Annotated in this window: 15 protein-coding genes and 1 tRNA gene; 12 read left to right on the top strand and 4 right to left on the bottom strand. The window is 67.2% G+C overall.

Annotated elements, in window-relative coordinates; translation table 11 throughout:
* Positions 1–62: 62 nt before the first annotated feature.
* On the bottom strand, positions 63–992 hold the full coding sequence (locus ACFVSN_RS09185; RefSeq protein ID WP_387595664.1) for a phosphorothioated DNA-binding restriction endonuclease: 930 nt from the start codon (positions 990–992) through the stop codon (positions 63–65).
* 246 nt (positions 993–1,238) lie between these two features.
* Here ACFVSN_RS09185 and ACFVSN_RS09180 point away from each other — a divergent pair, with 246 nt between their 5' ends.
* Together ACFVSN_RS09180 and ACFVSN_RS09175 are read left to right on the top strand one after the other, a co-directional pair.
* Positions 1,239–1,844 (top strand): hypothetical protein, encoded by a 606-nt coding sequence (locus ACFVSN_RS09180; RefSeq protein WP_387595661.1) that lies wholly within the window; start codon positions 1,239–1,241, stop codon positions 1,842–1,844.
* 1,689 nt (positions 1,845–3,533) lie between these two features.
* Complete coding sequence (locus tag ACFVSN_RS09175; protein WP_387954248.1) at positions 3,534–4,280, top strand: DUF5131 family protein; 747 nt, start codon at positions 3,534–3,536, stop codon at positions 4,278–4,280.
* Here the strand turns inward: ACFVSN_RS09175 and tcmP are convergent.
* Positions 4,270–5,421, bottom strand: coding sequence for a three-Cys-motif partner protein TcmP (gene tcmP / locus ACFVSN_RS09170; protein WP_387595655.1), 1,152 nt, complete (start codon positions 5,419–5,421; stop codon positions 4,270–4,272). The two genes, ACFVSN_RS09175 and tcmP, sit on opposite strands and share 11 nt — an antisense overlap.
* A 349-nt stretch (positions 5,422–5,770) precedes the next feature.
* Here tcmP and ACFVSN_RS09165 point away from each other — a divergent pair, with 349 nt between their 5' ends.
* The 9 genes from ACFVSN_RS09165 (at position 5,771) to ACFVSN_RS09125 (ending at position 22,363) form a co-directional block, all read left to right on the top strand.
* Positions 5,771–7,891: an N-6 DNA methylase gene (locus ACFVSN_RS09165; protein WP_387954246.1), complete on the top strand. Its 2,121-nt coding sequence runs from the start codon at positions 5,771–5,773 to the stop codon at positions 7,889–7,891.
* 79 nt (positions 7,892–7,970) lie between these two features.
* Positions 7,971–9,962, top strand: coding sequence for an N-6 DNA methylase (locus tag ACFVSN_RS09160; RefSeq protein ID WP_387595649.1), 1,992 nt, complete (start codon positions 7,971–7,973; stop codon positions 9,960–9,962).
* A gap of 32 nt (positions 9,963–9,994) precedes the next feature.
* Positions 9,995–11,275, top strand: a complete 1,281-nt coding sequence (locus tag ACFVSN_RS09155; protein WP_387595646.1) for a restriction endonuclease subunit S — start codon at positions 9,995–9,997, stop codon at positions 11,273–11,275.
* Entirely contained in the window at positions 11,272–14,454 is a 3,183-nt protein-coding gene (locus ACFVSN_RS09150; protein WP_387954244.1) for a type I restriction endonuclease subunit R, read from the top strand. Before ACFVSN_RS09155 ends, ACFVSN_RS09150 begins: the two co-directional genes overlap by 4 nt.
* Before the next feature lie 285 nt (positions 14,455–14,739).
* Entirely contained in the window at positions 14,740–16,875 is a 2,136-nt protein-coding gene (locus ACFVSN_RS09145) for an AIPR family protein (protein WP_387595640.1), read from the top strand.
* 229 nt (positions 16,876–17,104) lie between these two features.
* Entirely contained in the window at positions 17,105–18,691 is a 1,587-nt protein-coding gene (locus ACFVSN_RS09140) for a protein kinase (protein WP_387603868.1), read from the top strand.
* A gap of 77 nt (positions 18,692–18,768) precedes the next feature.
* Complete coding sequence (locus ACFVSN_RS09135; RefSeq protein WP_387954243.1) at positions 18,769–20,910, top strand: UvrD-helicase domain-containing protein; 2,142 nt, start codon at positions 18,769–18,771, stop codon at positions 20,908–20,910.
* Positions 20,911–21,185: 275 nt separating this feature from the next.
* A complete protein-coding gene (locus tag ACFVSN_RS09130; protein ID WP_387954242.1) occupies positions 21,186–21,494 on the top strand; it encodes a transposase in 309 nt (102 codons plus the stop codon).
* Positions 21,491–22,363 (top strand): IS3 family transposase, encoded by an 873-nt coding sequence (locus ACFVSN_RS09125; protein ID WP_387954240.1) that lies wholly within the window; start codon positions 21,491–21,493, stop codon positions 22,361–22,363. The genes ACFVSN_RS09130 and ACFVSN_RS09125 overlap by 4 nt, the downstream gene beginning before the upstream one ends.
* A gap of 21 nt (positions 22,364–22,384) precedes the next feature.
* Here ACFVSN_RS09125 and ACFVSN_RS09120 read toward each other — a convergent pair whose 3' ends face one another.
* The gene (locus ACFVSN_RS09120) at positions 22,385–22,654 is read right to left on the bottom strand and encodes a hypothetical protein (protein WP_387954238.1); all 270 of its coding nucleotides are present in this window, start codon (positions 22,652–22,654) and stop codon (positions 22,385–22,387) included.
* Between ACFVSN_RS09120 and ACFVSN_RS09115 the strand changes: the two genes are divergently transcribed.
* Complete coding sequence (locus ACFVSN_RS09115; RefSeq protein WP_387954677.1) at positions 22,562–23,296, top strand: tyrosine-type recombinase/integrase; 735 nt, start codon at positions 22,562–22,564, stop codon at positions 23,294–23,296. The two genes, ACFVSN_RS09120 and ACFVSN_RS09115, sit on opposite strands and share 93 nt — an antisense overlap.
* A 393-nt stretch (positions 23,297–23,689) precedes the next feature.
* Here ACFVSN_RS09115 and ACFVSN_RS09110 read toward each other — a convergent pair.
* A tRNA-Pro gene (locus ACFVSN_RS09110) sits at positions 23,690–23,763 on the bottom strand.
* Between the last annotated feature and the right edge of the window lie 129 nt (positions 23,764–23,892).

The raw sequence follows: 23,892 nt of genomic DNA, 5'->3' as shown, positions 1-23,892 counted from the left end.
GCAGGCTGGAGTCGGACGGCACATGACCACCGCTGATGGGTCGGCGATCGGACGGCCCGCTCTCAGCCGACAGGAGCCGGACCCAGAGCCGCTCGGGGCGTACCGCGGAAGACCTGTTCGGCGTGCCACTCCCGGTGTCGCCCGGCGACCGATGGAATCCCTGCCTGCGGGCCGATGACCGGCCGCCCGGCCAACGCGAGCACATGCTGCCTGCTGGCCTCGCTGCGTCCGACGAAGCGCTGCGAGACGAGTATGCGGTGCCCCGCGCCCAGGCCCAGGACGCCCTTGTCGAAGAGCTTGTGGTGCAGGGAGCACAGGCACAGACCGTTGTCGACCTCATCCGGCCCGTCGTAGGACCACCAGCGCACGTGAGCTGCTTCCAGGCCCACCGTGCTCGCTCCCAGCATCCCGCCGTAACCACAGAAGGCACACTGGAACTCGTAGGCGGTCAGGACGAGTTCACGCATCCGCTTGTCCCGCTGCCGTCGCGCCGCCCGCTCTGCTCCGCCCAGGGTGCCGGTCACGCCCTCGGTCTCGACCAGGTCCAGGTCGAGACCAACGGCCTCGCACAGGTCTGTGTGCAGCGACGGCGGGAAGTGGAAGTCCAGGATCACCCGCGCCAGACGGCCCAGGAGGGCCGGCTCCTTCCACAGAGCCGTTCGCAACTCGGGCGCGAGCCTTCCGGTCGCGCCGCTGGAGCGGAGGACCCGCACCCCGCTTCCAGGGCTCCCGAGCCCATGGTCGGTCCTGACCTCCCAGACACCGTCACTGACCAGATGATGGAACGGGTACGCAGGGGTCGTCGGATGGGACGGCCCGTACTCTTCGAGCAGCCGCTTCAGCTCCTCCTCGACAGCGCTGTACCTCAGTTCACCATCAGCATCGCGCTGGAAGCTGCCCAGCGCGTACAACAGCAACAACGGTTTGTGCGGCGCCCGAACATCGTTGTTCGTCCACCGCCGCAGCTTCGCCACCCGCTCCAGCCAGTCCATGGCCGCCCAGCGTATTCCGGGACACCGACACGACCTCAGCCTCAGCCCTCCACACTGAAGATCGGCCTGGCGTCGCCGCCCTACACAGGGTGGTCCCAAACTCCTCCCGACGATCCTCCGCCTCACCAGGCAGCACTACCTGCTCCGTGCACCCTGAGATCCCCCGATGCGCCCTTGATCCACCGTGTCGTTCAGCGGACTGTCAGACCCTGAGTTGGTCATAGGACGATCGATCGGGGGATTCTCATGTCGGACGCACACTCCGCCAGTCCGTGGGCACGTACGGTCTTCGGCTCCCTCGCGGCCGAGGTCACGGCAATCGTGCCCGCATGCCTTGTCCGGGCCCACGAACGCGCCCAAGGCGGCCACGAAGGCGTCCACACGCAGACGCTCGAAGCGTACGGACACGGGCTCTACGCCGCACAGTACGAGGAACTATCGGCCGGCCTCTCTCAGCTCCCCGGCGTTGAGCTGGTGCGGCTCCAGGCGCGGACCGTCGCAGTGATCGCCGGCCATGTCATCTACCCCTACCGGTACGCGAAGAAGGACGTGCCCGTGACTGCTGCCAGACTCCGCAGCGCGTCAGGGCTTCGCGCTGACCTCATCCGCAGGCACGGCCCCGACCCACGTCAGGGAGAGCTGGATCTCGACATCGAACTGCCGGATGAGGACGAGCCTCATGCGGATCTCGCCCGCCTCTCGCCGGACACCAAGCTTGTTCTCGTCGCCTACGCCTGCTCGCTGACTGACGGCGTGGTCCGCCTGGAATGGGGATCCGCGGAACTTCGCCGCGAAGATCGTTCACTAATCTGGCACCGCCATGAGCCCCTGCCTATCCCCCGGAAGCGCTGACGTGAGACCTCCCAGCGGGTGGCTGCTGAAATTCGACCAGCAGCGCACGGTGGCGGGTGGTGGCGGAGTGATGGCAGCTCCAACGCCATGCTGCGTCGGCGGACGCCGTCGAGGTGCTGCTGGTGTGGTGGAATCTCACCGCCGTAATCAAAAACCACCTCCACCTTGTCCACCCGAGTCATCGTCTCGCTGGAGCGGTGTGCTGCGGCCACGCGGGCAAGTCTGCCGGATAGCGCCTCCTTCGAAGGACTCGTGTTCTGCCAATCGGACGGCGCACCGCTACGCCCGCCCGCATCCTGATCGACTCAGAAGTCCCGCCGGTCGTCGGATCGAAGACGCTGGGGCACTCGACGCTGTCGACCACGGTCAACATCTACGGGCCCCTGCTCCCGCACGCCACCCGCGATGCGGTCACCGCACTGCGCCAGGCCCTGAACGACGCCTCGCCACCATCCGCCATCCCCAGCGGCGAGTCGCCAGTCCTCTCGAACACCTCATAGCCGGCGGCGCGTCACGGGACCACAGGCCTGCCATCACCATTCACTCAAACGAGAACAGCGGGTCCGTCATTTCTGACAGACCCGCTGGTCACATACGTCGGGACGACAGGATTTGAACCTGCGACCCCTTGATCCCCAGTCAAGTGGTTCAACTATTGTCGACATTCGAGTCCTCAAGGTCTCGGTTTCTCCATCACTCTACTGCCCTAAGGCATAGGCGAGTTGAGGACCCACCAGCGTGAGTTGCGTTTCAGGCTGCGGACGGTAGCTCAGTATTTACTTTTGCACACAAGCGTCCGTTTTCGCCCATCAGCGTTCATGAGCCCATCCCGCGCGGTCCCAAAATGGCCCCCAGGCTGTCCACCCCGCCATAGCTACTCCCGGTGACCGAGATCTGTCGACCTTTCAGCAAGCATCACCGCGTGATGCCGACAGCCGCCGCGTCGACGGCGCCGGCCGGCCCGCAGGTCCGGCTTTTGCGAGCCGATCATGGTCCCTTACCCACGGCCTACGGATGGTGATCTTCCGAGCGGTGCGTCGCCTTGGGCGTGTCGTCTCCAGATGGTTCTGATGCGCCTCGCGCACCGCCCCGCACACTCTGCCGCCAAGCGCCCCGCTGGACAGCCAGCCTTGGAATGGCATCACCGTGCTCTTCGCGCAGCGCGGTCGGTTCTATCAGCAGTGCTGGTGCAAGGACGGACAAGGGGAGTATTTAGGTCCGTAGCGTTCGAGGCTGGCTATGGAGCACCACGATCGCTCACAGCCGCATTCTCGAGAACTCGGCCGACGAGACCGCTCTCACACTGACACGGGCCATCGACCGCGCTGAATCGGGCAGCGGCTGTCCGAGCACACTGGGGTTGGCAGCGGTGACCCCGTGGCAGCGTGAGCTATGCCTGCCGTCGGCCGAAGCTTGAGCAAGCCCGGCAGAGCGGTCGCCGTCACACGATCACTGCAGGTGAGCCATGGCTGCTTCCGTCAGCGCTGCCGGGCTCCGAACCAGGTGCTGCGCCCAGTGCATCTGACCCGCTTCTGGAGCACTCCGGCGTACGAACACACTGTTCGATCACGCGAGCACGGGAGTGACTGTCTGGGGCCGCACACTCAAGTCAGCTTTGATTCCGCTAGGTTGAGAAGCAATAGTCGAAAGGGCCTCAGTCAGACGTGGTGGCCCAACAGGAGGCCACTGGTGAGCGATCGCAGCGCCATCGAATGGACGGAGGCGACCTGGAACCCCACCACCGGGTGCGACCGGGTCTCATCCGGATGTGACAACTGCTACGCCCTCGCGCTGGCACGGCGGTTGAAGGCGATGGGCGCGGCGAAGTACCAGGCGGACGGTGACCCCCGCACGTCCGGGCCGGGTTTCGCTCTCACGCTCCACCGGGACGCCCTGACGGTGCCGTACGGCTGGAAGAGCCCGCGGACGGTGTTCGTGAACTCGATGTCGGACTTGTTCCACGCGAAGGTGCCACTCGACTTCGTGCGCCGGGTCTTCGCGGTGATGGCGGACACCCCCCAGCACACCTACCAGGTGCTGACCAAACGGGCGAGGCGGCTTCAGCGCGTCGCCGACCGGCTCGAGTGGCCGGAGAACGTGTGGATGGGCGTGTCCGTGGAGAGCTCGGCCGAACTCGACCGCGTCGACGACCTCCGCGGTGTCCCGGCGGCGGTGCGGTTCCTGTCGTGCGAGCCGCTGCTCGGCCCGCTGGAGGGGCTCGACCTGGACGGCATCCAGTGGGTGATTGCCGGCGGCGAGTCGGGCCCCGGGCACCGGCCGATGGACGCGTCCTGGGCCAGGCAGGTGCGCGACGCCTGCCAGGAGGAGAACGTGGCGTTCTTCTTCAAGCAGTGGGGAGGCCGCACTCCCAAGGCCGGCGGGCGGTTGCTGGACGGACGGACCTGGGATCAGATGCCCTTGCCTGTCACGGTCTGACCGGCGGGCGCACCTCCAGCTTGTGGACCGGGGATCCCTTACCGTCACTGGGCGTTCCCCCCGCTCCGTGCAAGTGCTTGACCGCCTGGCGGGCGATGGTCTCGGGCACCTGGCCGTAGTGCTCCCCGAACACCTCCAGCGTGTGGTCGACCAGCTTGAACGGACGACCGGCCCGCAGCAGTTCGTCGAGGTTCGCGGCCATGGCCGGCACAGCCTCGGCCCGGACGTGGTCAGGATCGGGACGCTGCAGGGTCGCCATCGCGAACAGCGCGCTGTCCTCGGCCTCCTCCGTCAGTTCGAGCCCCTCCCACCACGTGTCCCGGGCCCGGGCGTGTGCATCACCGAAGGCCCACAGGCCGTGGTTGCTGCGCGTCCCGAACACCAGGTTGTAGACGGCCTTCCGGCCCGGTGCGCTGGTGACCGGCACCGAGACCGTACTCATGCCCGTCCGTTCGCCGAGGCGCCTGCTGTACTCGGCGGCCACCTTGTCGTCGGCATCCCTGGTGTAACCGTCGGCGAAGAAGTCCCGCCACCAGCGTCCGCCGCACACCTCGTCCAGGCGCTCGTTGGTCCGCTCATTCCCCTTCGCGGAGTGGGAGTTCCCCCCGATCCGGCGCACCGCCATCATGCTGAAGTTCAGCAGCAGCTCGGTCGGCGGCCAGGTCTCCTTGCGGCGCCTGGCGAGGACGTCGACGAGGGTGTCGAACGGCAGGGCGAGCCCGCACGGGTCCAGGAACAGGAACAGCGGACGGCCTGCGGCGGCGGCCAGCACCTCGTCCATGAGTCCAGTCACGTCACCGTGGAAGGCGCGGGCGTCGACGCCCTGCCTGCGGTACTCGGCGACGACGGACTCCAGATGGGAGAAGGACGTCGCGGACTTCTCCGCGAAGAAGCAGGTCCAGCGGACGAGGTTCTTCGCCTGATGGTCGGCTGCGATCTTGAGAACGAGTTCGGCCGATCCCGCGGTTCCGTTCTCGTAGCGGCCCTCGCCGGCATACCCGTCCAGATAGACGACCTCGCCACCGCTCTTCGAGGCGGTCATCCCTCCGAACCGGGGTATGTAGCGGCTGAGCAAGGTGTGCTTGAAGATGCTGGGCAGCGCAGGTGCCGACCAGTACTCCCCCGATGTGCCCTTCGACATTCGTCCCCCTCCGCGCCCGGCAGGACCCGACCACTGATCGCTCCAGGGTGGGTGAGGCGCATGCATTGCGTAAAGACCACGCGTCAGCCATCCCGCCACCCCGCGTGCCGCATGGGACACGACGGGCACAGTCCCGTGGGCAGGCACCCAGGGGCATCGCAGTGGGCAGGGAAGGCGCGCTTCACGCTGGGAGGTGCCACTCGCCATCGGAAGCGATTACATGAAAGCACAGACGTGAAAGCATCGTCTAACACGTTTCTGAAGTTGACTTGTGCTGTATGGTGCAACCAAGCCGACGATCGGAGCCAGGACCACACCCATGTCGCAGCCACCAGCACCATCCGCCCAGGTGACAGCCGCCGAGATCTCCCGCATCGCGGGAGTCACGCGCGCCACCGTCAGCAACTGGCGCCGTCGACACGAGGACTTCCCCGCGCCCACTGGCGGTACGGACAGCAGCCCGCTGTACGACCTGGAGAAGATCCGCGCATGGCTCGCCTCACGCGGACAGCGCACGGCGGCCACGCCCAGCGGGGAGCTGCGCACCACCCTGCGCCTCCGGGAGCGTGCCGGCGCCGGCACGTCCGATCTGCTCCTGATGGTCATGACAGCAGCCCGCCGCCCCACCGACGTCCTCACCGATCTGAACGCGCTGTCCGATACCGATCTGGTGAGGCAGGCGAACGACGCGGCGGCCGAGGTCGTGGATGTGGTGCCGGGCACTGAACCCGTCCAGTTCACCGTTGCCGACGCCCCGGTGCTGCGAGCCCTGCTGCTCTGTGTCCGCGATGAGGGCGCACAGATGGCGCTGGACGTACTCGCGGACAGGGAGCTGGAGGACAGTGCCGTCAGTGGGGCCTACCGGACTCCGGCCCCGCTCGCTGACCTGCTGGCCCGCCTGGCACCAGGCTCTCCGGCCCGGGTTCTGGATCCCGCCTGCGGCAGCGGCACCCTGTTGTCAGCCGCCGCCGCGCTCGGCGCACGCGAGCTGTACGGCCAGGACAGCCTTCCCGTCCAGGCGCGACGCACTGCGGTCGACCTGACCCTGACGGCCGACGAGGACGCCGCCGTCACCGTACGCACGGGTGACAGCCTGCGGGCCGATGCCTTCCCGGACCTCGCCGTCGACGCCGTGCTGTGCAACCCGCCATACGGCGACCGTGACTGGGGCCACGACGAACTGGCCTACGACCCGCGCTGGGCGTACGGTTTCCCGCCCCGCGCCGAATCCGAACTCGCCTGGGTCCAGCACGCGCTGGCCCACCTCGAGCCGGGCGGCCACGCCGTGCTTCTTCTACCGCCGGCCACGGCATCCCGCTCCTCCGGCCGCCGCATCCGCGCCGAGCTGATCCGCAGCGGCGCGCTGCGAGCGGTGGCAGCCCTGCCGCCGGGGGCAGCGATTCCGCTCCACATCGGCCTGCAGGTATGGGTACTGCAGCGGCCGAAGCCGGCTTGGCCGACATACCAGACGGTGCTCTTCGTCGACACCACGGGCGAACCCACGGCTCCAGGCCGAGGCGGAAGCCGTTCCGGTGCGGTGGACTGGACGCGAGTGACCGAGCAGATCCTCTCCGCGTGGAAGACCTACACCGAGGACCCGAACGCGTTCGAACCGAGAGCCGGTGTGGCACGAGCAGTGAGCGTGGTCGACCTGCTCGACGAGGTCGTCGACGTGACCCCTGGCCGCCAGGTGCGTGCGTCCCAGGCCGACATGGACCCGCGGGAACTGGCCGACCAGGCTGTCACGGCCCAGGAGGCACTGACCGGAGCAACGCGGTCGGTCGCCTCGCTGGCAGCCACGGAGCTATGGGACGCGGCGGGCGCCTCGGCCCGGCAGTGGCGATCCGCCACGGTGTCCGACCTGGCCCGGGGCGGCGCGCTGAAGGTTCTGCGGACACCCTCCGCGGCACCGAGGCAGGCGGACGGCGAAGGCGGTCCGGGGACAGGAGGCGGGGCAACCCGACCTGCCCTCACCGGTGGCGACATCGCCCGCGGAAGCAGACCTACCGGGAGGATCGACGCACACCTCACCGAGCAGGTACCGGAGATCGCCGTCGGCGACGTGCTGGTCCGTGGCCTGATCGGCGGCCGGGGCCCCGTTGCGCGGGTCGCGGGCGAGGAGGAGGCGGGCGTGCTGCTCGGCCCGAACATTCACCTCTTCCGGCCCGACCCGGCGCGACTCGACTCCTGGTTCCTCCACGGCTTCCTCGGCTCGGAAGCCAACCTGGCCGGCGCCTCCACCGGCAGCTCCACCCTGCACCTCAGCCCAGGCCGGCTGCGCGTCCCCCTGCTGCCGCTCGAGGAACAGAGGCGGTACGGAGAGGCGTTCCGGCATGTCGCCGCCCTCCGCGAACAGGCCCGCCGAGCCGAGGAGTTCGCCGAGCAGACAGCGCAGCTCGTGGCCAACGGCCTCACAGGCGGGCAGCTCGTCCCGAGCGCACCCGGGGCACACGAACTCCCCCACTCATGATGCGGACAGACGAGGCCTCCAGTCTCCCACCGCACTCCATGTCATCCGTACCGGCCCTGGAAGGGAAGCGGAAGAAGTCTTGAACAGCAGCAAGCACACGGAGTTGGCGAACCATGCATGGTCCGTCGCCGACCTCCTGCGGGGGGACTACAAACAGTCCGACTACGGCAAGGTCATCCTGCCGTTCACGGTGCTGCGGCGACTGGAGTGCGTGCTGGAACCGACCCGCGAGAAGGTCGCGGAGCTCGCGGAGCAGTACAAGGACAGCGACATCGACCCGGACCGCTTCCTGAGCCGGGCCTCGGGCCACACCTTCTACAACAGGTCCAGCCTGACCCTGAAGAAGATCGCGGCGGACCCGCAGAACGCAGCCAAGAACCTCGCGGTGTACGTCGGGGCGTTCTCCGACAACGCCCGAGGCGTGCTAGATCGCTTCGAGTTCGCCCAGCAGATCAAGCGACTGGACAGTGCAGGTCTGCTCTACCAGGTCATCGGCAAGTTCACCGACCTGGACCTGCGGCCCGAGATCGTGCCCAACCACAACATGGGCTACATCTTCGAGGAGCTGATCCGCCGCTTCTCCGAACAGTCCAACGAGACGGCCGGTGAGCACTTCACGCCGCGTGAGGTCATCCAGCTCATGGTGCGGCTGCTGGTCGCTCCGGACGGCGACGCGCTCCAGCTTCCGGGCGCGGTGCGCACGGTCCTCGACCCCGCGTGTGGCACGGGCGGCATGCTCTCCGCGATGGAAGACCTGATCACGGAGCTGAACCCGGACGCCACGGTGGAGGTGTACGGCCAGGAGCTCAACCCCGAGTCGTGGGCGATCTGCCGGTCCGACCTCATGATCAAGGGCCAGGACCCGGAGAACATCGCCTTCGGCAACTCTTTCTCCGACGACGGCCACGCCCGCAAGACCTTCGACTACATGCTGGCCAACCCACCGTTCGGCGTGGAGTGGAAGAAGGTCAAGGACGAGGTCGAGGCCGAGCACAAGTCGCTGGGAGAGGCAGGCCGCTTCGGCGCGGGCCTGCCCCGCATCAACGACGGGTCGCTGCTGTTCCTCCAGCACATGATCTCGAAGATGAAGCCGGTGGATGTCAACGGCGGGGGCGGCTCACGTCTCTCGATCGTCTTCAACGGCTCGCCGCTGTTCACCGGCGCGGCCGGCTCGGGTGAGTCGGAGATCCGCCGCTGGATCCTGGAGAACGACTGGCTTGAGGGCATCGTCTCCCTGCCTGACCAGCTCTTCTACAACACCGGCATCTCTACGTACTTCTGGATCCTGACCAACCGCAAGAGCCCCGACCACAAGGGCAAGGTCGTCCTCCTGGACGCCCGCGACCAGTGGCAGAAGATGCGCAAGTCACTGGGCGACAAGCGCAAGCAGCTCAGCGCCGACCACATCGCCACGGTGGTCAAGCTGTACGGCGAGGCCCTCGACGTGGCGGCGGACTCGGACCACCCGCTGCACGGCAAGGTGAAAGTCTTCCGCAACGAGGGCTTCGGCTACCAGCGGATCACGGTGGAACGCCCGCTGAAGCTGCGGTTCGAGGTGACGGAGGAGACGCTGACGGAGCTGGAGGCGTCCAAGGTCATTCAAAAGCTCCCGCAGGCCCCGGCCCTGGCGGACGCGTTCAAGTCCCTACTGGGCACGAGCTGGGCAACGAAGCAGGACGCCTGGCTGACCCTGAAGGACGCAGTGGTCCAGGCCGGCGGAACCTGGCCCACGGGCGCACCGTTCAACAAGGCACTACGCGAGGTAATCGGCGTCCGGGCCCCGGAGGGCGAGGTCCAGCTCATTAAGGGCCAGCCCGAGCCGGACGCGGAGCTCCGCGACTACGAGAACGTCCCGCTGGGCGAGGACGTCGAGGAGTACCTGGCACGAGAGGTCCACCCGCACGTACCGGATGCGTGGATCGACCACGACAAGACGAAGATCGGGTACGAGATCCCGTTCACGCGACACTTCCACGTATACGATCCGCCGCGGTCGTTGGCCGAGATCGACGCTGATCTGAAGTCGCTGGAGTCCGAGATCCAGGAGCTGCTGGGGGAGGTTACCGAATGAGGCATGCTCGGCTTCCGTACGGTGGTGGTGCCATGCCTGACACCTGGGCCATCGTCCCCCTCAGGTACCTGGCCACACTCACGAATGGCTACGTGTTCAACTCCGCGGACCGGTCCGACGAGGGCACCCCCATCATCCGGATCGAGAACCTGAACGGTTCGCCCAACTTCAATTGCTCCAGCCTGTCCCTCCCCGACAAGTACCGCGTGGAGGCAGGAGACTTGCTGTTCTCCTGGTCGGGGAACCCTGGGACCTCTTTCGGCCCGTACCTGTGGACGGAACCCGGCAAGCACTATCTGAACCAGCACATCTTCAAGGTGGGAGTCCACGGCTGCGACCCTCGATGGCTCTACTGGGTCCTCAAAGCGGCCACGCACTGGATCGAGCGGCACCTGGCCAGCGGCATGATCGGCATGGTGCACGTCACGAAGGAGGATCTCACCGGAGTTCCGATCCCGGTTCCGCCCAGGGAAGCACAGATCCGCATCGCCGATTACCTCGATGCCGAGACCAGTCGCATCGACGCCCTGGAACGCGTCCTCCAGCGCGAACTGGATCTTCTCGCGGAGCGCCGTTCGGCAGGTGTGGTGGCGGCCGTGTCCGGCAGTTCGCACGAGCGTTGTCGGACGTCGACGCTGGCCTGGCTCGACACCGTCCCTGTGGCCTGGCAGGAGGTGCGTCTAGGGCTGCTGGCTCGTATGGGCAGTGGCCACACCCCCAGCCGCTCCCATCCGGAATGGTGGACCGACTGCACTATTCCGTGGATCACAACAGGCGAGGTCAAGCAGGTACGGGACGATCGCATCGAGGATCTCTATGAGACCCGGGAGAAGATCAGTGAAATCGGACTCGCCAATTCGGCGGCCGAGCTGCACCCGCAGGGAACCGTGTTCCTGTGCCGTACGGCCTCGGCCGGCTATTCGGGGGTCATGGGGCTCGACATGGCGACGAGCCAGGACTTCGTGACGTGGACCTGTGGACACCGCCTGGTCCCGCACTTTCTCTTGTGGTGCCTTCGGGCCATGCGGCCTGATCTTCTGGGGCGCTTGGCCATGGGATCCACCCACAAGACGATCTATGTTCCCGACCTCCAGATGCTGCGCATTCCGTTGCCGCCCGTCGAGGAGCAGGAACGGATCGTCAAGGAAATCCGCCGGCAGAACACACGACTCGACGCGTTGACCGACCGGGTACGACGCCAGCTGGAGCTCCTCAAGGAACGCCGCCAGGCCCTCATCACCGCCGCCGTGACCGGCCAGTTCGACGTATCCACCGCCATCGGCCACAACGTCACCGGAGGAGTCTCCGCATGAGCCCCGTGCACGATGAGTCGTCCTTCGGCTCCGCCATCGTCGCTGCCCTCTGCGAGCGGGGCTGGCGCGAGGCGAACCCCGAGGACTACCGGCCCGACCTCGGCCTGGACACCAACGAGCTTTTCACCTTCATCGGCGCGACTCAGCTCGACGAGTGGAACGAGCTCCTCACCGTCTACGGCGGCAACCCCGACGAGGCACAGCGCGGTTTCGCGCAGCGCCTCGACCGGGCGATCTCCGACGACGGCCTTCTCCACGTGCTCCGCAACGGCGTGAAGGACCGCGGGGTCCGTCTCCGCGTCGCCTACTTCAGGCCCAACCTCATCTCCGCCGACTCCGTCCTCGACGGCTACCAGGCCAACCGCCTCACCGTTGTCCGGGAACTCCCCTACGCCACCAAGCAGGCCGACTGGGGCCACCGCCTCGACCTGACGCTGTTTCTCAACGGCATCCCCGTCGCGACCGCCGAGTTGAAGAACCCGCTCACCGGTCAGGGCGTCGAGCAGGCCAAGGAGCAGTACCGGGACGACCGCGACCCGACCGAGCTGATCTTCACGCGCCGCGTCATCGCCAACTTCGCGGTCGACCCGGACCTGGTCTTCGTCGCGACCCAACTGCGCAGCAAGAGCACCCGGTTCCTGCCGTTCAACACCGGCTCGAACGGCCCCGGCCAGCCCGGCGGGGCGGGCAACCCGGCGCCCACCGCCCACGGCAAGTACGCCACCTCCTACCTCTGGGAGGAGGTCTGGCAGCGCGACAACTGGCTCGACCTGCTCCAGCGTTTCGTGCACCAGCAGAAGCACAAGACGCCCGGCGGCGGCACCACCAAGTCGACCGTCTTTCCTCGCTTCCACCAGTGGGACGTGGTCCGCAAGCTCACCGCGCATGCGGCCACCCACGGCGCCGGCCAGAACTACCTGATCATGGCCTCGGCGGGCTCCGGCAAGTCGAACACCATCGGCTGGCTCTCCCACCGCCTGAGCGACCTGCACGCCGACACCGACCCGGAGATCCTCGACCCCGAGGCCGTCGCTGTCGGCCGTATCAAGCCCGGCGAGCCCGTCTTCGACAAGGTCATCGTCATCACCGACCGCCGCAACCTGGACGCTCAGCTCCGGGAGACGGTCGGCAGCTTCTCACAGACCGACGGCCTGGTCGTAAAGGTCGACGAGAAGCACGGGGCGAAGAGCGAGCAGTTGGCCCGCGCCCTCTCCCGGGACACTGGCAAGATCGTCACGGTCACCCTGCACTCGTTCCCGGCGCTGCTGGACTACATCAAGCGCAACCCCACCGAGATCAAGGGCACCCGCTTCGCGATCATCGTGGACGAGGCGCACTCCTCCCAGTCCGGCGACGCCGCCACCGCCGTGAAGTCCGCCCTGCGCGACCTCGGCCTGGACGCCGACTCGGACGACCAGGGCACGACCAGGGTCACCGTGGAGGAGAAACTGAAGGCGAAGGCGGTCGAGCGCTCCCAGGCCGCCAACCTCTCCTACTTCGCCTTCACGGCCACCCCCAAGGCCAAGACGCTCGAACTCTTCGGCACGGAAGGCGTGGAGGACGGCAAGGACGTCTACCGCCCCTTCCATACCTACTCCATGCGCCAGGCCATCGAGGAGGGCTTCATCCTCGACCCCCTGCGCAACTACGTCACCTACAACACCTACTGGAAGCTCGCGAACCTCAACCGGGACGAGAAGGAGGTTGACCCCTCCAAGGCGAACAGTCTGCTGGCTCGTTTCGCGCTCATGCACGAACACACGGTGTCCCAGCACGCCCAGGTGATCGTCGAGCACTTCGTCGCCCACACCCGCGGTCGGCTCGGCGGACGCGCCAAGGCCATGGTGGTCACGGCGTCCCGCCACTCCGCCGTACAGATGGCCCGCGCCATCCGCAGCTACATCGCCGACCGCGAGTACGACACCAGGTACCCGGACCTCGGGGTCCTGGTCGCCTTCTCCGGTTCCCTCACCATCGACGGTGAGGAGACCACCGAGAGCAAGGAGAACGGTGGCCTGTCGGAGAGCGCTCTGCCCAAGGCATTCGCATACACCCGCGCCGACGACAAGGCAGCCAAAGCCGGCGGCAAGGGGCAGCAGGAATACCGGATCCTCGTCGTCGCCGAGAAGTACCAGACCGGCTTCGACCAGCCACTCCTCACCACCATGTACGTCAACAAGACGCTGACCGGCATCGCCGCTGTGCAGACGCTCTCGCGCCTCAACCGCACCGCCGACCTCAAGTCGCAGGCCGACCTGGCCATCCTGGACTTCGTCAACGAGGCCGAGGACATCCAGGACGCGTTCCGTCCCTACTTCGAGGAGGCGCATACCCTGCCCTCCAACCCGAACCTCCTGTACACGGCCCAGGGCCGCGTCATGTCCGCGCCGATCATCTCGGACAAGGACATGGACGAGTTCGTCGCCGCGTACTTCGAGGCGCAGGAGAAGGCCGACGGGTCCCAGACCAAGTGGGAGAGGCTGCACGCCGAGCTGTATCGGCTGCTGTCCCCCGCCGTCATCCGCTTCAGCACTCTGCTGGAGAGCGGGGAGGAGGACGACGTCGAGGCTGCCGAGGAGTTCCGGGCCAACCTCAACGACTACGTCCGCAAGTACGGGTTCCTCGCGCAGATCGTTCCCTATCAGGACGCCGACCTGGAGCGGCTGTACCTGTACGGGCGTTACCTGCTCAACCGGCTGCCCCGCCTCGCGGACGGCGGCGTAGACATAGGCGAGGTCGACCTCAGTCACCTGCGCGTGGAGAAGACCGGCGAGCACGACAAGTCCCTGCTCCCCGAAGGTCCCGCTGAGCTCAAGGGTTTCGGCGACGGGGTCGGCGGCGGGAAGGACGCCGAGAGGTCCCTGCTGTCCGAGCTGATCGAGAAGTTCAACGCGAAGTTCGGCACGGAGTTCACCGAGGAGGACGTCCTCCCGGCCTTCAACGCGACGAAGAAGGACCCGAAGGTCCGGGCCGCCGCCCTCGTCAACGACGAGGAGAACTTCGGTGTCGTCTTCGACAAGAAGTTCGAGGAGAACATGATGGACCACGTCTCCACGATCGACACGCTCGGCAAGCGGTACTTCGGGACGGACCGGGACTTCAAATCCAACCTCGACCGCAGCGCCCGCCGCGCCGCCTGGCGGATGATCCGCCGGGAAGAGGGGCTGGACGACTTCTGACGGGTTGCGGTCCGGCACCATCGGTGTCGGACCGCAACCTCGCCTGATGGGCATGCCCGGGTCCACAGGCCATGCCCATCAGACGATCGGTGGATCACCGCCCCATCGAGAGCACTTCAACGCCCGAAGCAGTGGGACCCTGCGCGGCCCCGGAGGCGACGCCCGGATCTTGAAGCTGCCCACGCCAACCCGCCGCGCTCCGAACATCCACCGACTTCGCCTACGGACCGTCATGAAGGATCTAAACTGCGTCAGGAGACGCAGGTCATAGCGCTGGGGGAAGAGTTGGACGAAGCAGAACGCAGGGCCGCAACCGCCCCTGTCCATATCCACCAGATCCGCACTGCGCTTCTGCAGCAGTACAAGGGACTCATCTACGACGAGGACCTGAAAGGGTACGACCAGCAGGGTTACGAACAGCGCTTCCTCTCCCGTGCGTTGACGGCGGCTGCTGTACGCGAAGTGACCGGCTGCGATCACGAGGCCGCTGGCGCCTCCGTCATCGATGGCGAAGATGATCAAGGCATCGACGGCGTAGCAGTCACCGAGGGCACACAGGAGGTCTGGCTGGTTCAAGCCAAGTGGAGCGACGAGGGTAAGGGCAAGCTCGACACCAATGCGGCCCACAAACTCATCGCTGGTCTCCGCCTCATCGAGCAGCGAAGTTTCGACCGCTTCAACGACCGCCTGGAGCCAATCGCCGCTCGTGTCAACGCAGCGATGCACGACGCCCGGCTAAAGGTGACTCTGGTGATCGCTGTCATGGGTGTCGGGACCCTCAGCAAGGAAGCCGCCAACGTTCTCGAGGACGCTCGGAACGAGTTCAACGGCCTCGGGCCGGTTCTTGAGCACCGCGTAGTCCACGCCGCGGACCTCCTCCGACAGATCCGTGACGATCTCGCGCCCAAGCCTGTACGGGTGACCGTTCGGATGACGAACTGGCTCCGGCGGAACACTCCACTCACCGCTTACCAGGGCACGGTTCCGGCCAGCAATGTGGCCGAGTGGTACCAGGCACATGAAAGCCGATTGTACGAGCAGAACTTGCGCCAGTCCCTCGGTACTACGCGAGTCAATTCCGGAATGCTGAGCACTCTGATGAATGAGCCGGAGAACTTCTGGCTCTTCAACAACGGGGTGACGGTACTGTGCGATCAACTCGAAGAGGAGTGGCCAGGACGCCGCCGGCCGGACGAGCCCGTACACTTGCATGCCTCGGGAGTCAGCGTCGTGAACGGCGCACAAACCGTCGCGGCGGCACATCGCGCGATGGAGGCGTCCCACCAAGCGGTGGAGGACGCCGAGGTCACGGTCAAGGTGATCGTTGTCGACAAGAACGTGCCGGACCTCGCGCGGCGCATCACCGAGACGACCAATACTCAGAACCACGTAGAGCAGCGCGACTTCATCGCCTTGGACGAGGTACAGGCGATGATCCGCGAAGACTTCATGCTGTCGCTTCAGAAATCCTACGTGTTCAAGCGTGGTGAGCCCGACCCAGCACCGGACGAGGGCTGTTCGGTCGTGCACGCCGCCATTGCCCTGGCTTGTGCGCATCGCAACACCGAGCTCGCCGTACGTGCAAAGCGGGACACGGACCTCCTCTGGGAACGCGGCAGCAGAGGCGCCTATCCCCGCCTCTTCGGAGAGCGCCCCAGCGCCTTCCAGATCTGGCGCTCGGTACTGGTGCACCGCGCCGTGGGTACTGCTCTCAACGAAGAACGCAAGCGGTTCCAGAAGCGCGCCGCCGACGTGAGTCAGCGGGGCGACCTACTCATCACCCATCTGGTCTTTCAGCTTCTCGATCAGGATCGCATCGACGATCCGGAATTCGACTGGAACGCGGCACTGCAGGGGGTGTCTGCACTCACCAGTCGGGTCCTGTCCTGGTTGATCCACCACATCGACGCCGAGTACGGACCCACCTCCTTCCTGAGTGGGACACTGACTGACGCCGGACGCTGCAAGCGGCTTGCGGAGCTGGTGCTGCGCGACGCCGAACGTGAGGGAGTCATCCCCGACCTGCCGGCGATCTACAAGGCCACCAAGGAGAGCAAGCGCAGGCCACGTCGACCCAACGCCGTGCCGACCCTCGTGGACAACGGAAGAATCAAGAACGGCACGCCTGTCCGGCTACGTTTGTGGAACAAGCCCGAGATCGAGGCACTTACCCCTTGGCTCGCGGAGGACCCGCGACGCGGTGAAGCAACCTGGGTGAACGACCGGACACGGTGCCTCGTATGGGCGGTCGACGGGAAGGCGTATTCGCCGACCCGCCTGGTCCTCAACCTGTACGAACTCGCCGGCTGGCAGGAGGCGCCCGTGGCCGTGCAAGGACCAGCACGGTGGACGCTCGACGGTACTGACACTCTTTCTGATCTTGCACGAGCACTGCACGATGAGGAGACCGAACAGGAGTGAGCACGCACGTGCCGTGGCGCGAGCTGCGGCATGGCAGTTCGCTTGGTGACACCGACAAGGGTGAACTCGCGTGAAACCGGCCGAATACTCGGTGTGGCGCAATACGCGCCGCCTGCGGCCTTCTTGGCCCTCGGCTAGACGCCGCGATCCCTTCCCGGAGAGACTGACTGCGACGAACAGGGCTCAGGGAGAAGAGCGAGCGCAAGTGCAGGACGCGGGGCGGGGACAGATGCCGAACAAACCGATCGCGGGCCGCTACGAGCTGCTGGAACAGCTCGACAACGGCGGCATGGGCGACGTGTGGCGGGGCTACGACGCGGTGCTGGACCGGCCGGTCGCCGTGAAACGGATCCGACCGCAGGCCATCGCCGCCACCCCCGGACTGTCCGAGGAACTCGAAAAGCGCTTCCGCCGCGAGGCACGGATCACCGCCCGCATCCAGCACCCGGGTGTGCCGCAGGTGTACGACGCCGTCCTCAACAGCACCTACGAACACCTGTTCCTCGTTATGGAGCTGGTGGAGGGCGTCCCCCTCACCCGGTACGTGCACGCGGATCGGCCCCTCCCCGTCAGCTGGGCGGTGGCCGTCGCCGCGCAGGTCGCCACCGTGCTGTCGTACGCACACGACGTGCCCGTGGTGCACCGCGACCTCAAGCCGTCCAACATCCTGGTCGCGCGGGACGGCACGGTGAAGGTCCTCGACTTCGGCGTCGCGGCGATCCTGCAGACCGACGTCACCAGGCTGACGGCCACCGGTCGGCCGATCGGCACCCACCGGTACATGTCACCCGAGCAGGTGCGCGGCACCCGGGTCACCCCGCGCACCGACCTCTACGCCCTCGGCTGCGTCCTCCACGAACTCTTCTGCGGAAAGCCGCTGTTCAACGCACGCAGCGAGTTCGAGCTGATGGACCAGCACGTCCGAACCGCGCCCACCCCACTGCGAGGCCTGCGCGCCGACGTACCGGAGGAGTTGGAAGCACTGGTCCTGCATCTGCTCCGCAAGACGCCGGAGAGCCGGCCGGCGGACGTGCAGGAGGTTTACGAGCGGCTGATGCCGTTCCTGCCCGCACCTGGGGAGCCCTCCGCCCTCAGGGAGGCCGGGCCGACCGGAGTGCCGGACCCGACCGGGCTCTACCGCCGCCCCTACGCACCCCGCGCCCGGGCCGAGAGCCGTCTCCGCGTCACCCCGGATACCACGGGCCGGGCCGCCAAGCACGTGGTCTCGCCGTCCGAGCGGGAGCAGCTGCGGGCCCAAGTGCGGGAGGTCGACGAGCACTACATCGCCCTCATGGAGGAAGAGCGCTACACGCAGGCCGCCGAGATCGCGGGCGAGATGATCGAGCCGCTGGCGCGAGCCCTGGGCGCCGAGAACAAGGCCGTTCTCCGGATGCGGCGCCATCGAGCGGTCAGTCGGCAGCTGGCGGGCGACCACCGGGCGGCCCTGCCCGAGTTTGAGGCGCTGGCCGAGGCTTACAGCCGCATCAACGGACCGACCGACGAGGCCGCCCGGGACTGCCGCGCCCAGGCAGCCCGCTGCCGCGGCGAACTCGGCCAGGTGACCGAGGCGCTGGCAGAGCTGCAGGGGGTCCTCGACATGGAACGGGCCGTCGAGAGCGACGTCAGCGACGCGGCTGTGGAACTGCGCCGCGACATCGGCATGCTGCTGCTCAGCCAGGGCAACCCGGAGGAGGCCCGGGCATGTCTGGCGGCCCTGTACGAGGACGTCGCGCTCGTCCACGGCCCGCACCACGACGTGGCCGCCGAGGCCGCGGAGGTCCTGGCCATGCTCCACCGCGAACTGGACGGCGAGTGACCGGCAGCGGACGACCGGAAGCAGGTAAACGGCCGTTCGAAGCGTGCTGCCATGCCGCGGCCGCCTAGAATCCCGCCATGCCGCACCTCGCCCTCGACAGAGCCTTCTGTCAGCAATTGGAGAAGCTCGAGAAGCACGTCAGGAACGGCGTGTTCGACGCCTGGGAGAAGTTCGAGCGACTCACCCTCGACCAACTCTTCAAGGATCCGGGCCTGAAGCTGGAATCCCTGAAGGGCGCCAGGGACCGGCAGATCCGGACCATCCGGATCACCCAGGGATACCGCGGCGTGGTCCTCGCGCCCGAGACCGGGGACACCTTCGTGTTGCTCCGGGTCGGCCCGCACGACGACGCCACCGAGTGGGCGGTGAAGCAGAAGGCGACCATCAACGCCATCACCGGCGCCGTGGAGCTCCGTGAGATCGCCACCCTGGAGGAGCTGACCCCCACCTACCAGCGCATCGCACCCGCAGAGGAGCAGCGGCTCTTCGCCAAGGTCTCCGACGGGGAGATGGCCGCTCTCGGTATCGACGCGACCACTCTCACCCAGGCGCGCGTGCTGACCAGCCTGGAACAGCTCGACGTCTTCGGGCGGTTCTTCCCGCCGGACCAGTACAAGGTGCTGGAACACCTCGCCCTCGGGGCGAGTGTCGAGCAGACGTGGCAGGAAGTCGTCGTGCCGGCGCTGGCCGACGCTGCGTCGCAAGAGCCCGTCGACACCACCGACTATGCGACCGCCATCGCGCACACCCGCACCCGGATCGCCGTCGTCACGGACGCCGACGAACTGCGCGACATCCTCGACAAGCCGTTCGCCGCCTGGCGGATCTTCCTGCACCCCGCCCAGCACAAGATCGCCTACCGTCCGTCGTACTCCGGCCCCGCGCAGGTGACCGGCGGGCCCGGCACCGGGAAGTCCGTCGTCGCCCTTCACCGGGTGCGGCATCTGCTTCGGCACCTGCGCGACGGCAACCGCATCCTGCTCACCACCTTCACCAACGCCCTCGTTGGCTCCCTTAACGAAGGGCTATTCCTGCTGGTCGACGACCCCGACCTGCGCGACCGGGTGGACATCGTGACCGTCGACGCCTTCGCCGGGCGCCTGGTCAACACCTCGCGTCGGCCGCTCACCGGGTTCCAGGAGACGGCCCGGTGGGAACGGGCCGCGGAAGCCACCGGCTTCACCGGTACCCCGCAGTTCCTGGCCCAGGAGTACAAGCACGTCGTCCTCGCCCAGGACATCCGCAGCCTGGAGGAGTACGAACGCTGCGAACGCCGGGGCCGCGGCAGCGCGCTGCCGTCCTCCGCCCGGCCGCTGGTGTGGCGGACCGTGGAGGAGTTCACCCGACGCCTGACCGAGGACGGGCTGCGCACGTACCTGGGCACCTGCGTGGAGGCCACCGACCTGTTGGCCGCGCAAGGGCCGTGCTACCGGCACGTCGTCATCGACGAGGCCCAGGACCTCCATCCGGCCCAGTGGCGGATGCTCCGCGCGGCCGTCCCGCGGCGCCCCGATGACCTGTTCATCGCGGGCGACCCTCACCAGCGGATCTACGACAATCGGGTGTCACTGAGATCCCTCGGCATCAACGTCGTCGGCCGTTCGACCAAGCTGCGCAAGAACTACCGCTCCACCCAGGAGATCCTGAGCTGGACGACGGGACTTCTGCTCGGCCGCCCCTACGCCGAACTGGCCGACAGCGGACGGCACGACACCCTGATCGGGTACAGCTCTGCCCTGCACGGCTCCGGACCGCGCGTCCGCTCGGCGAAGACGGCGGAGGCCGAACTCGATGCCCTGGTCGAGCAGGTGCGTGAGTGGTTGGACAGCGGCGCCGCGTACGGGGAGATCGGCGTCTGCGCACGGTTCAACAAGACCTGCGAGAAGGCCACGGACCGCCTGATCGCGGCCGGGATCCCCGCCAGCCGGATTCGCGCGGGAGCCACCCGCACGGACGAGGCGGTCAATGTGGGCACCATGCACACGTTCAAGGGGCTCGAATACCGCTACACCGCCGTCGTCGGCGTCAACGACCGTGCATTGCCGAACCCTTCGGCCATCACCCCGGAGGAGGTCGACTGCCTCCAGCACGAGGCCGACCTCGCCGCGGAACGCTGTCTGCTGTTCGTCGCCTGCACCCGGGCACGGGACGGCCTGTACGTCTCGTGGACCGGGCAGCCGAGCCCCTTCCTGGTGGAGGCCGGTTGCGAGGCGGGGTAGTCGGCACTGTCCGCTCACCATCCCTGATTCAAGCCAACGCAAGCCCCTCGACCGCACTCCCGAGTCCCTCGACAGCACCACCGCCGACGCCGCCTATCGCCAGCTCTGCCACAAGACCACAGCCGTCCGATGCAACGCACCACACCGCCTCAACTACGAATATTCGCATTAGCTATCCCACCCGCATCCCTCAATCGGACGTCGACATGGGCTTGATTCGCTTTGACGGACACCCCTGATCAGGGGCTTCGGCCCCGGTAAGGATGACGTCCATCATGGAGAGCATGGGGAAGAAGAAGCCACGCCCTCGCCGCTCGTTCACGCCGGACTTCAAGACCGAGATCGTCGAGCTGTGCCGACGCGGTGACCGCTCGGTCGGCCAGGTCGCCAAGGACTTCGACCTGACCGAGACCGCGGTGCGCGACTGGGTGAGACAGGCCGAGGTCGACGCCGGTGATCGCGACGGCCTGACCAGCGACGAGCGCGAGGAACTGGCGAGGCTGCGGCGGGAGAACCGCCGCCTGCGCGAGGACGTGGACATCCTCCGCCGGGCCACGGCTTTCTTCGCGACGGAGACCCGGTGACGGTGCACCCGTTCATCGAGGCGGAGAAGCAGGCAGGCCACAACGTCAAACGGGCGTGTGAACTGCTCCAGGTCTCCCGAGCCGCCTTCTACGCCCGCCGCACCGAGACCCCCGGCCCCCGCGCCGTGCGCGACGCGGAGCTCACCGAGAAAATCACCAAGGTCCATGAGACCTCCCGCGGCACCTACGGCGCCCCGCGCGTCCACGCCGCCCTGCACCGCCAGGGCACCACCTGCGGCCGCCGAAGGATCGCACGCCTGATGCGCCAGGCCGGCCTCGAAGGCCGGCACCGAAGACGGCGCCAGCGAATCACTATCCCCGACCCCCGCGCCGCCACCCGCCCGGACCTGGTCCTACGCGACTTCCAGCCCCACCCGGCAGCCCTCGACGCGCGCTGGTGCGGCGACATCACCTACATCCCCACCGACGAGGGCTGGCTCTACCTGGCCACCGTCATCGACATCGCCTCCCGCCGCGTCGTCGGCTGGGCCACCGCCGACCACCTGCGCACCGAACTGATCGCCGACGCCCTACGGGCCGCCTGCCACACCCGCCGCCCGACTGGTCCGGTGATCTTCCACTCCGATCGCGGCTGCCAATACACCAGCCGTGAATTCGCTGACCTGGCAGCCGAGTTCGGCGTTCAGCTGTCGGTCGGCCGCACCGGCCAGTGCTGGGACAACGCCCTCGCCGAGTCCTTCTTCGCCACCCTCAAACGGGAACTACTCGGCGACCACCCCTGGCCCAGCAAGGCCGCAACACGGACCGCGATCTTCGAGTGGATCGAAGCCTGGTACAACATACGCAGACTGCACAGCAGCCTCGGCTACCGCAGTCCCGCCGAATACGAGACCGCCCTGGCGGCCTGACCACCACACCAACGGTGTCCGTCAAAGCGGAGCAAGCTCAGGCACCTGCGGATCGAGCCCGAGCTCGGGCGGCTCCCCCTCCGCCTGATCACCACCGCTCTCATCACTACCGCAGTCTTCGGCTGGATCGCCGACGGCTGCAGCCGCTCCACGATCAAGAACACCCTCGCCACGCTCTCCCGCGTCTTCGAACAGGCCATCGCGGACGGCATCCTCGAACGCAGCCCCGCCCACATCACCGGCTGGCAGCGCGAATACCAGCAGGTCGAAGACGAACTGCGGGACCCCCACTCCCTCGCCCTGCGCGACTGGGACGCACTCACCGAACTCGCCGGTGCCCTGGTCGCGGCCTCATGCAACCGCTATCGCAGATGGGGTGATGTCGTCGTCCGCAGCGCCTGCACGGCCACAAGGATCGGCGAGGTCTCCGGAGTCCGGGCCCGCGACGTCGATACCGACAAGTGGCTCCTGACCTGCCGCCGACAGACCATCCCCGCCCCCGGCGGGCTGGTCGACAAGCACACCAAGGGTAGGCTCGCCCGCCTCATCCCGATCATCGAACCATTGCGCCCACTCATCATCAGGCGGCTCCAAGCGACGCGAGGCGACCCAGACGCCCGCCTCTACACCGGCCCGCGCGGCGGTCGCATCAGCACCGCAGTCCTGCGCGACGCCACTCACTGGGACGACGTCACCCGGGACCTCGACTACGAACACCTGCGCCGCCACGACCTGCGCCACACCGGCCTGACCTGGATGGCCGACGCCGGCATCCTTCCGCACATCCTCAAGGAAATCGCGGGCCACCGGCTCATCACCACCACCCAGCGCTACTTCCACCCCGACGTGCTCCGGACCCTGGAAGCCGGCCAAGCCCTCACTCATCACCTCGAGAAGCTCCAACGCAACGGCCAGATCACCCGTCGCTGGTAACACGCCGTAATTGCCATCGCCTCGAAATGGCCGCTGACAAGCCGCTCCGATGCTGCCCGAGTCACGCCACGGCAAGCAGTAGGCGTCAGAAAGGCCTTAGAAATGCCCCGATATGAACCAGTTTGACCCGCTTGACCCGCGGCCGGCGCACTTGACCGAAGGTCAAGTGCGCCACCACACCTCGCTCCAGCAAAACGGCAAGGAGGTCTCGCACTTCACCTTGAAATCGAAGAACAATCCGCACACCAGCCGCTGGAGCAACGGGTGGCGACGGACCTGCGGCCAAACCTGGGGACCATTTTGGGACCACCCGGGACCAAAAATGAGCCCCGAAAACCAGCAAGAGCGGGTCCTTGGCTTCCCAAGCACCCACTCTCACAACCGACTTCACAGTCGGGACGACAGGATTTGAACCTGCGACCCCTTGACCCCCAGTCAAGTGCGCTACCAAGCTGCGCCACGTCCCGTGGTCTCGGTGCCGGGCGGCGGGGCCTGGGGGGCTCTGCCGGTCGGCTTCTCGACCTTGTCTCCGGTTGTCCCGGCGACGTGGAAAACAATACAGCACGTGGAGGGGTGCTCGCTGCCGGGTTTCGAGG

The organism is Kitasatospora sp. NPDC057904 (assembly GCF_042887925.1).
Classification (GTDB): Bacteria; Actinomycetota; Actinomycetes; order Streptomycetales; family Streptomycetaceae; genus Kitasatospora.
Note: the sequence above shows the minus strand (reverse complement) of the source record. Positions and strands in the feature narration are given on the sequence as shown.

Bases quoted from the DNA above. Each gene is read 5' to 3' on its own strand.
- ACFVSN_RS09185 (WP_387595664.1), bottom strand. From the start codon at position 992: ATGGACTGGCTGGAGCGGGTGGCGAAGCTGCGGCGGTGGACGAACAAC.
- ACFVSN_RS09180 (WP_387595661.1), top strand. From the start codon at position 1,239: ATGTCGGACGCACACTCCGCCAGTCCGTGGGCACGTACGGTCTTCGGC.
- tcmP (WP_387595655.1), bottom strand. From the start codon at position 5,421: ATGTCGAAGGGCACATCGGGGGAGTACTGGTCGGCACCTGCGCTGCCC.
- ACFVSN_RS09155 (WP_387595646.1), top strand. From the start codon at position 9,995: ATGCCTGACACCTGGGCCATCGTCCCCCTCAGGTACCTGGCCACACTC.
- ACFVSN_RS09150 (WP_387954244.1), top strand. From the start codon at position 11,272: ATGAGCCCCGTGCACGATGAGTCGTCCTTCGGCTCCGCCATCGTCGCT.
- ACFVSN_RS09140 (WP_387603868.1), top strand. From the start codon at position 17,105: ATGCCGAACAAACCGATCGCGGGCCGCTACGAGCTGCTGGAACAGCTC.
- ACFVSN_RS09135 (WP_387954243.1), top strand. From the start codon at position 18,769: ATGCCGCACCTCGCCCTCGACAGAGCCTTCTGTCAGCAATTGGAGAAG.
- ACFVSN_RS09130 (WP_387954242.1), top strand. From the start codon at position 21,186: ATGGAGAGCATGGGGAAGAAGAAGCCACGCCCTCGCCGCTCGTTCACG.